Source organism: Acinetobacter sp. 778_lipA, assembly GCF_058242985.1.
Genome location: NZ_JBZAYT010000001.1, coordinates 2,431,017 through 2,447,814, shown reverse-complemented (window position 1 = coordinate 2,447,814; position 16,798 = coordinate 2,431,017). Strand labels below are relative to the sequence as shown.

13 protein-coding genes are annotated in these 16,798 nt (G+C 35.8%); 8 read left to right on the top strand and 5 right to left on the bottom strand.

Annotation, left to right across the window (positions count from 1 at the left end):
* Positions 1-137: 137 nt before the first annotated feature.
* From ftsY to AC4CUY_RS11580, 5 genes are all read left to right on the top strand, one after another.
* Positions 138-1,244, top strand: coding sequence for a signal recognition particle-docking protein FtsY (gene ftsY / locus AC4CUY_RS11600; protein WP_336950744.1), 1,107 nt, complete (start codon positions 138-140; stop codon positions 1,242-1,244).
* Positions 1,245-1,656: 412 nt separating this feature from the next.
* A complete protein-coding gene (locus AC4CUY_RS11595) occupies positions 1,657-2,250 on the top strand; it encodes a nitroreductase family protein (protein ID WP_004719619.1) in 594 nt (197 codons plus the stop codon).
* A gap of 729 nt (positions 2,251-2,979) precedes the next feature.
* Positions 2,980-5,142: a malate synthase G gene (locus tag AC4CUY_RS11590; RefSeq protein ID WP_490774141.1), complete on the top strand. Its 2,163-nt coding sequence runs from the start codon at positions 2,980-2,982 to the stop codon at positions 5,140-5,142.
* 190 nt (positions 5,143-5,332) lie between these two features.
* Positions 5,333-5,953: a 2OG-Fe(II) oxygenase gene (locus tag AC4CUY_RS11585; RefSeq protein ID WP_004719624.1), complete on the top strand. Its 621-nt coding sequence runs from the start codon at positions 5,333-5,335 to the stop codon at positions 5,951-5,953.
* Positions 5,954-6,096: 143 nt separating this feature from the next.
* Complete coding sequence (locus AC4CUY_RS11580; protein WP_336950747.1) at positions 6,097-6,762, top strand: SOS response-associated peptidase family protein; 666 nt, start codon at positions 6,097-6,099, stop codon at positions 6,760-6,762.
* A 9-nt stretch (positions 6,763-6,771) separates the two neighbouring features.
* Here AC4CUY_RS11580 and AC4CUY_RS11575 read toward each other — a convergent pair whose 3' ends face one another.
* Entirely contained in the window at positions 6,772-7,236 is a 465-nt protein-coding gene (locus AC4CUY_RS11575) for a MarR family winged helix-turn-helix transcriptional regulator (protein WP_336950748.1), read from the bottom strand.
* A 962-nt stretch (positions 7,237-8,198) separates the two neighbouring features.
* Here AC4CUY_RS11575 and AC4CUY_RS11570 point away from each other — a divergent pair.
* Entirely contained in the window at positions 8,199-9,740 is a 1,542-nt protein-coding gene (locus tag AC4CUY_RS11570) for a TerC family protein (RefSeq protein WP_336950749.1), read from the top strand.
* A gap of 123 nt (positions 9,741-9,863) precedes the next feature.
* Here the strand turns inward: AC4CUY_RS11570 and AC4CUY_RS11565 are convergent, their stop codons facing one another.
* Entirely contained in the window at positions 9,864-10,721 is an 858-nt protein-coding gene (locus AC4CUY_RS11565) for an alpha/beta hydrolase family protein (protein WP_490774140.1), read from the bottom strand.
* Between the two features lie 127 nt (positions 10,722-10,848).
* Here AC4CUY_RS11565 and AC4CUY_RS11560 point away from each other — a divergent pair, with 127 nt between their 5' ends.
* Positions 10,849-11,307 (top strand): hypothetical protein, encoded by a 459-nt coding sequence (locus AC4CUY_RS11560; RefSeq protein WP_490774139.1) that lies wholly within the window; start codon positions 10,849-10,851, stop codon positions 11,305-11,307.
* Positions 11,308-11,346: 39 nt separating this feature from the next.
* Here AC4CUY_RS11560 and AC4CUY_RS11555 read toward each other — a convergent pair whose 3' ends face one another.
* Together AC4CUY_RS11555 and brnQ are read right to left on the bottom strand one after the other, a co-directional pair.
* A complete protein-coding gene (locus AC4CUY_RS11555; protein ID WP_336950752.1) occupies positions 11,347-11,583 on the bottom strand; it encodes a hypothetical protein in 237 nt (78 codons plus the stop codon).
* Between the two features lie 647 nt (positions 11,584-12,230).
* Positions 12,231-13,523, bottom strand: a complete 1,293-nt coding sequence (brnQ, locus tag AC4CUY_RS11550) for a branched-chain amino acid transport system II carrier protein (protein WP_490774138.1) — start codon at positions 13,521-13,523, stop codon at positions 12,231-12,233.
* Positions 13,524-13,849: 326 nt separating this feature from the next.
* Between brnQ and map the strand changes: the two genes are divergently transcribed.
* Positions 13,850-14,644, top strand: coding sequence for a type I methionyl aminopeptidase (gene map / locus AC4CUY_RS11545; RefSeq protein WP_151802897.1), 795 nt, complete (start codon positions 13,850-13,852; stop codon positions 14,642-14,644).
* A 349-nt stretch (positions 14,645-14,993) separates the two neighbouring features.
* Here the strand turns inward: map and AC4CUY_RS11540 are convergent, their stop codons facing one another.
* On the bottom strand, positions 14,994-16,166 hold the full coding sequence (locus AC4CUY_RS11540) for a benzoate/H(+) symporter BenE family transporter (protein ID WP_490774137.1): 1,173 nt from the start codon (positions 16,164-16,166) through the stop codon (positions 14,994-14,996).
* Between the last annotated feature and the right edge of the window lie 632 nt (positions 16,167-16,798).

Here is a 16,798-nt window from a genome sequence, read left to right as displayed (position 1 = left end):
TAAAAAATTAATGATTTAAAGCAAGGTTAGAATGTTGCATTTTGGTTTGCTTGTTTTATCGCTGCTTTAACTCTAAAAATGATGCAATCTATGCTAAACTCATTCTTTTTTAACGCTATGCTTTTCAAGGAATCGGCATGCAAGAACAGCAAAATAAATTCTTGATTGATGCGGATATCGGGGATGACGATGTCACATTACCTAGTTTACCAGCCGTCAATGTGCCTATTATTGAAAATAATGTAGAAACACCTAAAGCGGAACCTATTCAAACTGAAAGCCAAGCCGCACAGATTGAATCAGCTGATGAAAAATCCAAAGGTGGCTTTTTTAGTCGCATGAAAGAAGGTTTGACCAAATCGCGTAAAAGCCTTGCCGATGGTATGGTTAATATCCTGATTGGTGGTAAAGAAATTGATGATGAGTTGCTTGAAGAGGTAGAAGAGCAACTTTTGGTTGCTGATATCGGGGTAGAGGCGACTAAAACCATTATTACGAACTTGACTGAGCGTACGGAACGTGGTGATTTAATTTACTCACATTCATTGTATAAAGCGCTACAAGAAGAGCTAGTTGCTTTACTTGCGCCTCGTGTAAAACCATTGCATATCGATCCCAATAAAAATCCATTTGTGATTTTAGTGGTGGGTGTAAATGGTGTAGGTAAAACAACCACGATTGGTAAATTAGCCAAACGTTTACAAGGCGAAGGCAAGAAAGTCATGCTTGCAGCAGGAGATACCTTCCGTGCAGCAGCAACTGAACAACTTCAAATCTGGGGTGAACGTAACAATATTGCTGTCGTGGCTCAAGGCCATGGTGCAGATAGTGCTTCAGTCATTTTTGATGCCTTTGAAAGTGCTCGTGCCAAAGGTGTGGATGTTTTAATTGCCGATACAGCAGGGCGTTTGCATAACAAAAGTAACTTGATGTCTGAATTGACCAAAGTAAAACGTGTTATGCAAAAAATTGATGCAACTGCGCCACATGAAGTGATGTTGGTGGTGGATGCTGGTACTGGTCAAAATGCGATTAACCAAGTTGAAATGTTTGATGAAGCTGTAGGTTTAACTGGTTTAACCATTACCAAATTAGATGGAACTGCAAAGGGTGGTGTGTTGTTTAATATTGCCAGCCGTACCCATGTACCAATTCGATATATTGGTGTCGGGGAAAAGATAGATGATTTACGTCCATTCTCTGCAAAATCGTTTGTCGCAGCATTATTTGAAACAGATAAGTAATTTAGAAAACTATTTATCTTCAATGAGACTCCGCTTTATGCGGAGTTTTTTATTTTTTTAAGACTGGGGCTCTTGATAGTATGTTATTGGAAGAAGGCATTATAAGAATGTCATTGAGTTGTATTTTAATACTATGTCTAGAATCGTATGTCGAAATTTGCATATTTTTACCACAAAATAAGTAATGAAAAGCCCATAGGAAATTTGACATATTCTTATCGTTTTAAAGTACAAAGTACCTTAAAAAGGGGTTACAGAAACACAATGGCATTTTAAAAGACCCAATTTCACATATTGTTCTAAATATAGAACACATTGTTATGTATATAAGCATGACGAAACTAAGAATGATGCAATACACTCAAACCATGTTAAATAACACGACCCATTTGGTCATAGAAGGATTAACACCATGTCATTTTTAAATCAAATCAAACAACGCCGTACAATTTATGCAATTGGTAGAGATTTAAGCTTAGACCAAGCGAAAATTGAAGAAATCATCAAAGATGCAATCAAGCATAGCCCATCTTCATTTAACTCACAGTCTTCTCGTGCTGTGATTTTATTTGGTGATTCACATGTTAAATTCTGGACAATCGTTTTAGAAACTTTACGTAAAATCGTTCCAGCTGAAGCATTTGAAGGAACTTCGGGTAAGATTAACAGCTTTATCGCTGGTGCTGGTTCAGTGTTGTTTTATGAAGATTTAAGTGTGATTAAAGCTTTACAAGAACAATTCCCATTATATGCAGACAATTTCCCAGTATGGTCTGAGCATTCAACAGGTATTGCTCAATTTGCAACTTGGACTGCATTGGCTGAAGCGGGTATAGGTGCTTCTTTACAACACTATAATCCAATCGTAGATGAAGAAGTGGCAGCAACATTTGATGTACCTGCAGACTGGAAACTTCGCGCACAATTAGTATTTGGTTCAATCGAAGCACCAGCGGGCGAAAAAACATTTATTGATGATGCAACACGTTTTAAAACTTTTAATTAAGTGAAGCATTTAGTTTTAAGTTGAGGTCTATCTCTTATTTAGCTTAGACCTTGCTATTCCAGAAACCTGTTTAGAATGAAAATTTTAAACAGGTTTTTTATGTGTAGCACTTTATCCGTGCTTGTCGCCAGATAATAGATAGACGCTGTATGATTAAAAGAGACAAATGTGTTTGCACAGCCACGTATTAGAATGAAACTTTAAATTTAATTTGTGTAGGGGATACCCCAGCTACACCTTGTAGGATTAAATAATGTAAAAAAGCATAAGTGCTTTAAAAAATTATGTGATTCCACCTTGTTGCTAAAGATTCTAATCATCTAAATTGAAACAATAAGATGAGATTTGAACAAACAGAAAAAAATATAAGTGAGTCGAACAATTCTTTACACAGAATTATGGATTGGTTTTATCGACATTTAGCGCTATTCATGGCTTAATCTTTGCTCAAGGAATAAAAGTGTATAAAAAATGGAGAAATTAGGGTTGATTCAGCACTTTGGTCTAATTTAGACATTTTAAAAAATTTATACACTGTTAAAAAGCGATTTAAGTTGATGATTTAGTTGATGGTGTTGCTGTATTTTTGATCGTTATTTTTTAAGTTAATATAGCTATTTTTTTAATTAAAATGATCACTATTTAGCAATGTGATAGTACTATTCAGCATGGTTTAAATCGGTATACTAGAAACTCTTGTTATAAAAAGTAGCAATATCAGGAAAGACAATGACTGCACGTATTCAAAAAGGCAAGTTAGCGATTGCTAAAGAACTTTACGATTTCATCGAAAATGAAGCACTACCAGGTTCTGGTTTAGATAGTGAAACATACTGGAAAAACTTTGAGCAAGTTGTTGTCGATCTTAGTCCTAAGAATAAGGCGCTTTTAGCGAAGCGTGACGAGATTCAGGCTAAAATTGATGAATGGCACCGCAACAACAAATTTGAACTTCAAGCTTATAAAGCTTTCCTAAAAGAAATTGGCTACTTATTACCAGAAGTAGAAGATTTTCAAATCAGTACAGAAAATGTAGATGAAGAAATCGCATTATTGGCTGGTTCGCAATTGGTGGTACCTGTGCGGAATGCACGTTATTGCTTAAATGCGGCAAATGCGCGTTGGGGTTCTTTATACGATGCACTTTACGGTTTTGACGTGATATCTGAAGAAGGTGGCGCAGAAAAAGGTAAAGGCTATAACCCAGTTCGTGGCGATAAAGTTATCGCATTTGCAAAGAATTTCTTAAATGAAACATTCCCATTGGCGAATGGTTCACATGCAGATGCAACAAAATATGCTGTTGAGGGCAAAAAACTTGTTGTCACACTCAAAGATGGTTCAACCTCGACTTTGGCGAAAGAATCACAATTTGTCGGTTTCAATGGTGACGAATCTGCACCCGTTGAAATTGTACTTTTAAATAATGGCTTACACGTTGTTATTGAAATTGATGCAAATAGCCCAATAGGCAAAACTGATGCAGCGGGTGTAAAAGATCTTGTTTTAGAAGCTGCTGTTACCACGATTCAAGATTTAGAAGATTCGATTGCTGCTGTAGATGCAGAAGAGAAAGTAGAAGGCTACCGTAACTGGTTAGGTCTAATGAAAGGTACGCTTGAAGAATCAATTGAGAAGAACGGTAAAACCGTTACGCGTACATTAAATAAAGATCGTACGCATAAGAACTTGATTGGTGGTGAAACAACACTTCATGGTCGTTCATTGATGCTTCTTCGTAACGTTGGTCATTTAATGACAAACCCTGCAATCCTTGTAGATGGTGCTGAAATCTACGAGGGTATTATGGATGCTTTAATCACACCATTACTGACTTTCGCAGACATCAAAGGTCAAAACGAAAACAAAAACTCACGTAAAGGGTCAATGTATATCGTTAAACCAAAAATGCATGGTCCAGAAGAAGTTGCATTTGCTGTCGAATTGTTTGAACGTGCTGAACAAGCGCTTGGTTTACCAGCGAAAACTTTGAAAATCGGGATTATGGATGAAGAGCGCCGTACATCTGTAAACTTGAAAAACTGTATTGCACAAGCAAAAGACCGTACAATTTTCATCAATACTGGTTTCATGGATCGTACAGGTGATGAAATTCATACCTTTATGGAAGCAGGTCCGTTCGTTCGTAAAGGCGAAGTGAAAAGCCAAATTTGGTTCCCAGCTTATGAAAACCGTAATGTTATGGTGGGTCTACAAGCAGGTTTACGTGGCAAAGCGCAGATTGGTAAAGGTATGTGGCCTAAACCTGACATGCTTTTAGACATGTATAAAACCAAAATTGAACATCCTGAAGCGGGTGCGAGCTGTGCATGGGTTCCTTCACCATCAGGTGCAGTGATTCACGCGATTCATTATCACCAATGTAATGTCTCAGCACGCCAACAAGAGTTATTGAAAACTGAAGCACTTCCGTTAGATGACTTGTTGACACCGCCTTTAGCGACAGATACAGACTGGACTGAAGAAGAGAAGACCAAAGAACTTGAAAATAACCTTCAAGGGATCTTGGGTTATGTTGTTCGTTGGGTTGATTTAGGTGTAGGTTGTTCTAAAGTGCTAGACATTAACAATGTCGGTTTAATGGAAGACCGTGCAACTTTGCGTATTTCTTCTCAACACGTTGCAAACTGGTTGCGTCATGGGATTGTGACTAAAGCGCAAGTTGAAGAAGTTATGCAACGTATGGCGAAAATTGTTGATGAACAAAATGCCAACGATCCTGAATATAGCAACATGGCGCCTGATTTTGATGGTTATGCATATAAAGCTGCTTATGATTTAGTATTCAAAGGTGGTGAACAACCGTCTGGCTATACTGAGCCATTATTACATGCATATCGCTTAAAGTTAAAAGGTTATACAGGCGATTAATTTTATCGTCTAATTTATTTTGTTTGATTATCAACAAAGCCTCTTCGGGGGCTTTATTCTTTTTATTGTTTATTTTAACTGTTGCTATGCTTCCATATATAAAATTTGTAGACGTGACTTTGAGTTTTAAGCCAATGATATAAAATCTCTGATACAATTTAAGGGAATTAATCATTAAGCTGAATTATAAATGACATCAATTCTGAAATTAGATGCGTTGAAGAATGCTGAAGTTGCGAGTACGCCATATCCGTATTTTGTAGTTGAAAATGCTTTGGCAGATAGTGAAGTCCAGGCAGTAATCCAAGACTTTCCTAAAATTGAACAAGGCGGAAGCTTTAACATCGAAGATGTAGAAATCAAGCCTAATTTTGATCGCTTTCTAAAATCATTGGATACACCAGAATTTCGTCAAATTTTAACAGATAAATTTGATGTCAACGTTATGGAACATCCGATGATGATTACTTTACGTGGCTACTCTCGTCAAAAAGATGGCCGGATTCACAGTGATTCAAAAAGCAAATTGTTGACGGTTTTAATCTATTTAAATGAATCTTGGGATGCGCCGAATGGACGTTTACGTATTCTCAATGACGATAAAGACATCAATAACTATGTGACAGAAATCAATGCAGGACCAGGTTCACTGGTTGCATTTAAAGTGACTGATAATGGTTGGCATGGCTATATTCCTTATGAAGGGCAACGCCAGTCCATTCAAATTAATTTTTTGACTAGCGAAAAAGCCAATGCAAAACATAAGTTTTTTCATGGTTTAAGCGCCAAAGTGAAAAAGATTTTTGGATAAAAGCAATGAGGGTAAACTTCGTTTTATCCTCAATTGAAATTGTGAACTGTTTCAATTTTTTATCAATGTCTAATGTTGTTATCAATAGATAGCGCGATAGATAAATTCAACAATTATAAGTCAGTATCTTAAATCTTATTATCATGTGTGCTAATTTTAAACCGATCAGCTTAATACAAGTTCAGCAGCTTGGCTTGCCTGCAGTTCCTTTCCCGTATGAAGAAGAAATATTTCCCAGCTTTCAAACGCCGTTGCTATTTAAATCCAATCAAGGGATTGAATGGCGTTTAGTCAACTTTGGTTTAGTGCCAAAATGGGCTGAGGATAAAGATGTTGCAAAACATACATATAATGCAAGAAATGAAACTCTGATGGAAAAACGCAGTTTTGTCGAGGCTTTTAGCAAGTGCCAATTTGGTGTGATCGCCGTGACAGAGTTCTATGAATCCAAATATATCAATGGTCGACCACAACGATGGGGTGTACGGCGTAAAGATGGTCAGGCTTTTTATATTGCTGCACTTTATGAGATTACTCGATTAAAAACTGGTGAAGTTGTTCGTTCAGCCGCCATGATTAGTATGGATGCCCACCTGCATCCGATGATGAGTGAGTTTCATGAACCTCGAACAGACAAACGTTCGGTGGTAGTTATTCCACATCATCGACTTGATGAATGGTTGGGCTTACCGCAGCCCAATATTTTGAGTTTTATCGAAGGGTTCCCTGTGGCTGAGTTTGAGTGTTTTTATTGCCCCAAAAGATCGAATAACAAAAACTCGCCACAGTTGAACATCTTCGATGAATAGCCTTAAATATTAATGTGCAAGGTTCTTAAAAATAATTTTTAAGTTTTCCATGGTTTTTTCAATTTGAAGTGGCGTTAGACCTTCAAATGACTTTTCAAGTACAACACTCATTAAGTCATTTATTTTTTGCGTCATTTGTTGTCCAGCTTCTGTTAAATGTACTCTTGTGATACGCGCATCATTTTCACACGAGTAAGTATCAACAAATCCTTCCTCTTTTAAGCGATAAACAATTTTAGTTATCGTCGACATTTTTGAAACGATCATTTCTGAGAGCTCAGAGACACTTGCATCTGGTTTGGCTTCTAATGCAACCAACAATCGTCGTCTAGAATGGTCTACCCCATACTTTTTAAGTACGTGATCTAAATTTAAAACATACTGCGAATGTACTTGAGTGATCCAGTAGTATGGGAAATTTTCGATATTAAAATTTTCAGCTGCAGGTAAAAATTTTGCATATTTTTTAGTCATTTAAGGGTCCCTGTTTTTGTAATTATTGCCATATCTTAAGCGGTAATCATATTTTACTTTGAATACTTGAATCAATATGTGATAGATCACTTAAAGAAAAAAACAAGTAAAATCGACGAAATGTAAATTTTGCTTGAACTAAACTTAAGTTAAAGTATTTAGTAAAGGCATTGTACGACTGTCTATAGATAGATGGAAATCAGTAATACTTTGCGAAAACTTAGTCGCTTCTTCATGCAATTTAGAATGAATATAATTCATTCTCTAGTGTCGCCGTGGAATAGAAAGTTTTAAACCAACCCCAAAGGCAGATTTTATTAAATGTTAATGAAAGTCCTTGTGTCATAGTACTATCCTAAGTATTTCAGCTTGCCTAATTATGAAAATTACCAAGAAGATGTTGTTAAAAGCAAGCTCATTAGTTAAAAAAAATAACATCTTATGTTATTTTAACTGAAAAATAAAAGAAATCAACTTCGCTTAGCTCTAAATATTTTTTTTTGTTAAAATTTATTATATAAATTTATCAATTTTTTACTCCGTTAGTTGCCCTTATATCTAATTGAAAATAATTGATTAAATATAGTTATGATTAATATAGTCTACTAATTTAAAGGCTTCTACAAACATAGTTATACGTAATTTTTTACGAAAATACCAATGACATTTCTGTAATATTGATTGAAAAATAATTTGAATATGATGTATCGATATCTGTTAAAGACTATATTTGTAAAATGATGATTAGAAATACAGGAAATTTGCAGGTATCAGTCGGCTATACATATATATAAACTTAAATAAATGTAAATTTTTTATGAAAAATAATTACAAGCCTAAGATATTGTGCATAATTATAGCAATTTAGTTGAAAAGGTATCATTCATGGATCCGTCGTCTTGTAGGTCGAATTTATTTTTCTCCAATTTATATATTTATAATAATAAGCAGGAGATCTAATAATGGAATTTTTATTAGACCCTGGAATTTGGGTTGGTCTTTTAACCCTAATAGTTTTAGAAATTGTACTGGGTATTGATAACTTAGTTTTTATTGCCATTCTTGCAGATAAACTTCCTCCTGAACAAAGAGATAAAGCACGTATCATCGGCTTATCTCTAGCATTAATAATGCGTTTAGGTTTACTGTCTATTATTTCTTGGTTAGTGACATTAACTAAACCTCTGATTGAAATTGGTGGTCTCTCTTTCTCAGGACGGGATTTAATTCTATTATTTGGCGGGTTATTCCTCGTCTATAAAGCTGTCACTGAACTGCATGAAAAAATAGAGGGTAAGCCCGAGGTTAAAAGTTCAGGGGCTGTCGTTTATGCAAGCTTTTGGGCTGTTGTTGCCCAAATCATTGTTTTAGATGCTGTATTCTCTCTCGATTCAGTGATTACTGCGATTGGCATGGTCGATAATATTTACGTAATGATGGCAGCAGTAACAATTGCTGTTATTGTGATGCTGATTGCTTCTAAGCCATTAACATCTTTTGTCAATAAGCATCCTACTGTCGTGATTCTGTGCTTAAGCTTTTTATTATTGATTGGTGTGAGCTTAATTGCTGAAGGTTTTGGTTTCCATATTCCAAAAGGTTATATTTATTCGGGTATTGGTGTAGCTATTTTAATAGAAGCTTTTAACCAGTTTTCTAGCCGCAATGTTGAAAAACATCAGTCGAAAACACCATTGCGTCATCGTACTGCTGACTCAATTTTGAAATTGATGGGAAGCAAACTTGATGCAGATTTATTACAAAACCCTGAGACTTTAGCAGCACAAAAAGCCTTTGGTGATGAAGAGCGTTATATGGTCGGTGGAGTGTTAACGCTTGCAGAACGTTCAGTTGCATCAATCATGACCCCTAGAAATCAAATATCTTGGATTAATCTTGAGGATGATGCAGAGAGTATTCGTCAGCAAATTTTGGCTGTACCGCATAGTTTATTTCCTGTGTGTCGTGGACAATTAGATAAAGTGGTTACGGTTGTACGCGCTAAAGAGTTAATTGATGTACTGGATGAACCAGAGCAATTACAAGCCTTGCTTAAACGTAGTCGTCCGATTTTTATTTTTGAAAAAATGAAAGTGATTGATGCTATTCATACTTTAAGAACGTCTAAGGGTTCTTTAGTCTTGGTGAGTAATGAATTTGGTAATATCCAGGGTTTGATTTCTCCATTGGATGTGTTTGAAGCAATTGCTGGTGAATTCCCTGATGCAGATGAGCAGTTGGAATTAATTAAACTGGATGATACGACCTGGAAAGCCTCTGGCATGCTGGATTTGTATCAACTTGAGCTGGAACTTGGTATGTTGGATCTAGTTCAGGAAGACTCAGGCTATTTTAGCGTGGCAGGTTTGATTTTAGATAAAACCCAAGGCGAAGCAAAAGTAGGCACTCAGATTGAACAAGAGGGCATTTGGTTTGAAGTCATCGAAATGGATGAAAATCGGATCAAAACGGTAAAAATTACCCGTCCAGAGCAATTTTCGTAACTGTTTTGCGATTAAATCGTAAGCAGATATAAAAGACTAAAAAATGCCTCATTAATGAGGCATTTTTTTGAATAAAAAGAGCACTTAGATAGGATTACTTATCTAAGTACTTAAAACTAAAAATTAATTAAAAATATTTTTTGTCATAATTGGCCATAAATTTTGATGTGACTTCCTAAACATTAACATATGACCAATGGCTTTATGACCTGTATCTTTCGGTTTAAGCTCTATCATTTCAGTGGGGGCTTCTGGATACAAACGAAGTAGGTCTTTGACATTGGCTTCAGTGGCGATCTCATCGTCCGATGACCAATACACCGTAATTGGGCATTGAATTTCGTTGTGATAGTCCTCGAAAATAGTTTTACCTATAGCGTTCATCACATAACCGGGTTTACTGCAAAATTCCGCCCATTGTTTTGCAACATTTTTGGGTAAATTTTCTCCCATTCCTAAAAACTTAGTAGCACCATAGCCTTTGACTAAACTTGAAATAGGAAAGATCATGTTAAACATGACAGGTGCCATACGTTTGGTTCTCCCTTTAAGTCCTTTTACATGTCCTGTAGAGCCTGAAATTGCAATCACTTGAGCTACTTTCTTGTAGTTGGAAACAATGCCTAGTAATTGCCCCCCAGCACTATGACCTAAGAGTATGACTTGTTCTTTGCCTGTCTTATTCAGCAAAGTTTCAATAGCAGCAGGAATATCCAGTTGTCCCCAATCTTGGATACTTGCTGTGGACTGACGAATAGGACCATGTAAGGAGTCACCTATACCACGGAAATCGAAAACCAGTACATCTGAACCTTGTTGAGCAAGCCACTCTATAAAGTGATGATAAAAGCTCTGAGTAATACCTGTGGCAGGACAAACCAAAATAGGCAAACGATTAGTTGATTGTTCTGCCGGATAAAAACGTGCAGTTAAGCTATAGCTATCTGCACAAGTTATGGTTAAATTTTCAAATGTATTCATAACAATTCTATGAGTATGCTTTAATGATTACTTTACACAAGTTCCAAAAAGAAACTTGTTAAAAGTATGACTTCTGAGTCAAATGCAATAAAAAATATTTTAAGTAATTTGAATAAAGGTGTTTTAAATGGATTTTGTGAGTTTGGATTTGTCGGTAAAGTTAGCGTTAATATTTAGTGGAATTTATCTATGGGTAGGCATGTTGACAGGCGTTTGGAAGTATTACCAAATCAGCCGTTCAGAAATTGCCCGAGCGCATTATTATGTTGATATCGCACATCGCAGTAGTTTGCTTTATGCTCCAGCCACTTTGATTTTAGCGGTGATGGCCTATTGTTCAAGCTGGACTGAAACAATAAATTTGATATTTGTTTTGGTCAATTTATTCTTTTTTAGTTTTTCAATCGCCAGTTATGTTTTGCATGGTTTCTTGAAAGATACGACCAACCAATTTAAGCAACCACATCAATTAGGAACAGTGCAATTACCGAAAATATTGTTACGTATAGCAATGGTATTGTTGGTGTTAGGGGAGATTGTTGCGACTGGTGGATTATTACTTGGAATGTTTATTACTTTATTTTAATAATTTTCTTATTTAAGATGGATGCATGGCATCCATCTTTTATTCTGTAATCTTCGCAAGTTTACGAGATTTATGGTCGACTACATCCCAAACATAGAAGGCAGCAGAAACGACTAATGCATAGGCAAAAAATTCAGGTTTTAAATTTCCTTGAATGAGTCCATGAATTAATAGTGTCATTAAAAGTGCAAGCGTTGTACTTAGATAGATGACCAGTTTCGTATTTGTCTTCAAAGAATTAATGAAGACTTGCTTATTGAAATGTATTGATAACATCTCCATCCCTCCTGTCTGCTCGACAAAAACCACATTGTTTTAGTCTGGATTGGTTTATTCATTTGTACCATATCTAATAATTATTTCAAGAGCAAATACCTCTATTATTCAAAATAATTATGACATATTTATTACAAGTGATGATTATTTTATAAAAAATGAAAATATGTGTAATTTTTTTGATAAATGGCGTAATAGTTGTTGAAGTAGTGTGAGCTAGTTATCAAAATAAAATACAATAACTTAATAGGTCTTGAAAGTGTTTTCGACTAAAGTTGATAAAAAATTATGCAATATTTATGCAAAAATCGAAAAAAAGACAATTTTTTTTCAAAATAATTCAATTTTAGCAAGAATAGGTGTTAAACCAATAAAAAAAATGCAAGCGTCTACTGAATTTAGCTTTATGAAGAGAAAATTGAGTTTTTCAATTTTTCGACAAATGTTCTTATACACATAGAGCAAAACTTGATTTGATCTATTTAGGTACATTTTATAAATACTTGAAGTGCTAAGATGGATCAAAAAATGTTTTAAAAATTGTGTCGCAAACAATAACGGCCTGTGGGGTAAACATGACAATTATTGATCACTGTTAAAATAAGATTTGGGTAAAATCAAATTTTAAGGATGATAATTAAAAAGCTTTATTTTTTAATTTTATCAATTACGACACAGATGATTAACATGATCAATGATGGGATCACCCATGCAAGGTTCTGTTCATTTAACGGTAAGTTTTGAATCATCAAAGGTAAGCTATCTTTAAAGCTTGTGACCTTAATTCCTTCAATAAGACCAAATAAAAATGCAATGCCAGTGACAGGTGCGATAACCGTGGTTGGGTTATTGAATTTACCCCAAAAGAAGCTTAATAGAATGACCACAATCGCGGGTGGGTAAATTGCACTGAGTACAGGCACTGAAAAAGCAATCAGTTTGGTTAACCCTAGATTTGAAATCACCAATGAAAATAACACCAAAATAATCACTAAAACTTTATATGGAATTTTTGTCAATTCAGAGAAGTATTCAGCACATGCGCAGGTTAAGCCAATCGCAGTAACCATACATGCAATAAAAATCAAAGCTGTAAGGAATAAAGAGCCTAAGTCACCAAAAGCATGTTGAACATAAGCATGCAGGATCACTGCGCCATTCTCAGCATTTGGAGCAGCATCATGACTGCCTAAACCTAGTTTAAATAAGCTGAGATAAACCAGCGTTAAACCTACACCAGAAATCAAACTTGCAATAATGGCATATTTTGTTACGAGTTTTTTGTCTGTTACACCACGAGAATGGATGGCATGAATAATCACAATACCGAAAACCAAAGCACCTAAAGTGTCCATGGTTAAATAACCATTCACAAAACCTTCAGAAACAGGGCTGGTTGCGTAATTGTTGATTGCAGGAGAAATTGAACCAGTAGGGATCAGAAATGCTGCAATACCTAAAATTGCGAGTGCAACAATTTTTAGTGGTGCAAGAATATGACCCACTGTATCCAATAATTTATTTGGATAAAGAGAAACTAAAGTCACAAATGCAAAATAGATAACACTATAAATAAATAATGCTGTACCACCATTGCCAAAGTATGAGGAAAAACCAATTTCATAAGAAACAGTTGCGGTACGTGGTGTCGCGAATAATGGTCCAACCGAGAGATAACATACTACGGTCAGTATTAAACTTGCGACTTTACCTAAAGGCGAGCTTAAAATCGCAATAGAACCTTCAGTTTTAGAAAGTGCCATAATGGTAATAACAGGTAAGCCTACAGCCGTGATTAGAAAACCAAGCGCTGCGAGCCATACATGTTCACCGGCTTGTTGAGCAACAATGGGTGGAAAAATAATATTGCCTGCCCCAATAAATAAGGCAAAGGTCATAAAGCCTAAAGCAATAATATCCTTGGTACGGAGATTAGTCATAAACTGTGGTTGAAAAAGCAAAACAGCGATTTTAGTAGAAATAGCTTATTTTTTGTATTTTATTTTATGGATAATATTCCCATTTTTTATAAATTTTAACCAATTAGTTATATTGATTATATTTATGTGGATGATTCACAGTTAATTTTCAAAAATCAAAATTTTTAAAAAATATAGAGTGTGAAAGAACATTATAGGGAGAAATTATACTTATTCTAAAATTTGTGTGCTTGATTTTGCATTTTTATTGAATATGATAGGCGGTAAATTGCCCTAAACGTATTGAAAAGGCATATAATATTTTTTCACTTTTGCGGACAGATCCAATGAAAGCTTCTACAGTCACCATTAAAACCGAACAAGACCTTGAAAAATTAAGAGTGTCGGGGCGTTTAGCTGCTCAAGTTTTAGCAATGATTGGTGAATATGTGAAGCCAGGGGTGACGACTGAGTATTTAGACGATATTTGCAATGATTTTATTGTCAATACGTTGAAAGTGATCCCTGCAAATATTGGATATTATGGTTATACCAAAACCACCTGTATTTCTCCAAATGAAGTGGTCTGTCACGGTATCCCATCAAAACACAAGGTTTTAAATGATGGTGATATTATCAATATAGATGTTGCGATTATCAAAGATGGTTATTTTGGTGATACCAGTCGTATGTACTATGTGGGTACAGTTAAACCTGAAGCGAAAAGACTGGTTGAAACGACTTATGAAGCGATGGTGGCTGGAATTCATATGGTTAAACCCGGTGCAACACTTGGGGATATTGGTCATGCGATTCAACAAGTTGGGCAACGTGAAGGTTATACGATCGTTCGTGAATATTGTGGTCATGGGATTGGTAAGATTTATCATGAGCAACCTAACGTATTACATTATGGTCAACCCGGGCAGGGCTTAGTGCTTAAAAAGGGTATGGTTTTTACCATTGAACCGATGATTAATGCGGGGAAATCCAGTGTCAAAGAGTTGAAAGATGGTTGGACTGTGGTCACTGCGGATAAGTCACTGTCAGCGCAATGGGAACATATGGTTGCAGTCACAGATACGGGCTTTGAGTTGCTTACACCGTGGCCTGAAGGCACTGGAAGCTACCCGGAAATTTGAACTTTAGACTTTAGTCTATTGAATGAATTGTGATCGATGATTTATTGTTTTTTTATCTTTAAAAATGATATTGTTATCACTTTATTTAATAGAAATGTGACTATTTCTGGAGATATTTCCGTTTAAGAAATATCCAATAAGTGTTTTTAAGTATTGGTTTAAATATTAACCAATCGCTAAGATAGCTTCCAGATTCTCGCTGTAGTTTCTATTGTTGTTCCAAGCTTTCTAGCTTACCCATCCTAGGGTAAGCTTTTTTTTGTCTATCGCTTCTCGATTTGCTTTGATTCGACAATTGAAAATTTAAAATAAGATGAATGAGCCTCCATTCATCTTATTGATCAAAATGCTATTTTTTAAGTTTAAAGTTTAAAATAAACGAAACAGCGAAGCCAAATAGGAGTCCCCAAAAAGCGGAACCAATCCCAAAAAACTGAACACCTGATGCACTGAATAAGAAGGTGAGCAGTGCGGCTTCACGATCTTTGACTTCATGAAATGCAATCGCAATATTATGGCTAATCGTACCAAACAAGGCGATCCCCGCTAATGCCACAATAAAAAGATGTGGAAAAGACATCAATAGACTTGTCAATGTTGCCGCAAATAGCCCCATCAAAATATAAAAGAAACCACAGCTCATGCCAGCAATATAGCGCTTCGCAGGGTCTGGGTGAACTTGGTCATCCAGACTGACTGCAGCACTGATTGCAGCAATATTCACGGTATAACAGCCAAATGGTGCAAGCAAAGTCTGCGCTGTACCTGTCCAACCAATAAGTTGGTTAACATGGGGTTTATAGCCATAACTTTTAATCATCGCAATCCCTGGTAAATACTGAGATGCCATATTGATTACAAATAAAGGCAGTGCCAATCCGAGAATTGCAGACCATGTGAACTCAGGTGTCATCCATACTGGTTTTGCCAATCCCCACTGTAAGGTTGGAACATGAAACTCCATAAAAAATGGACAAATGATAATTCCTGCGATCACGGTAATCACAATACAATAACGAGCCCATAGCCGTTTAGTGACGATATAAACCATCAAAAGGCTGAGAATAAATGCCCAGTCGTTTTGCATACTGGCAAATAGAGCAATACCAAACTTGAGTAATACACCTGCCAGCATGGCACTGGTCAAACTCTGAGGAATATACGAAATAATTTTTTCAAATATGCCTAAAAAGCCTAGTGTGGCGGTCAGTAAACCACTCACTAAGAAAGCACCAATGGCTTCATAGAGTGAGTAGCCGCTGGCAGTGGCAATGATGAGTGCAAGTGCAGCGGTTGACCATGAGGTGGCAACAGGATATTTGAATTTCCAAGAAAGAATTAATCCTGAAAGACCTATACCTAAACCGAGTGCCCAAAACCAAGAGGTAATTTGTTCAGGGTTTGCGCCAAGTAATTGAGCTGCTTGTATGACGAGTACAGCCGAAACACTGATACCAATTAAAAAAGTAATGAAACCTGCAAATACAGCAGGTATAGAGAAGTCTAGGAGTAACTTTTGCATGATCCCTTGCTTTTAAATTGGATTGAATGGTTGAAAATGCAACCATCATACAGGGATCATTTTAAAGCTTATAGGGTTAATTGGAATTAAATATAAAAAGTAAATATAAAACTGATTAGATTATCATTATGAGAGAATATGGCTTTTTTAATCTAGAACTATCTTAGTTGAAAACAATGTATAGTCAAACCACCTAATTATTCATATAAGTGATTTGCACCAATTCATTTTTGATACTTTTGAATTATAGTTGGTGATCCTACTGTGGGGCGACATGGATGTCGCCGTTGGGCGGGGGTACAGGACATAGCCTTCGCCCAGCAAAAGATTTTTGTCCCTTTTTATCTCTAAAAAGGGAGGCATCGCCAACGCAAAGGTATTTAAACGTTGAATGTAAGCTGTGGTATTACAAGCTTTTATAATCAAAAAAGTCTTTTCATGTAATTGATTTAATTAAAAAATAATTAATTGAGAGAGGTTGTATTCTTGTGTCTGATTTTTTTGACAGGTTGACTATAGATTACCCATTGATAAAGATTAGATATTGCCTTGAATAGAAAGCGCAGTTTATCCAAAAGAACGATTCAAAAAAGAATGTTTGGTGGTGTTTCAAAAAGTATGCTGAAAAAAAG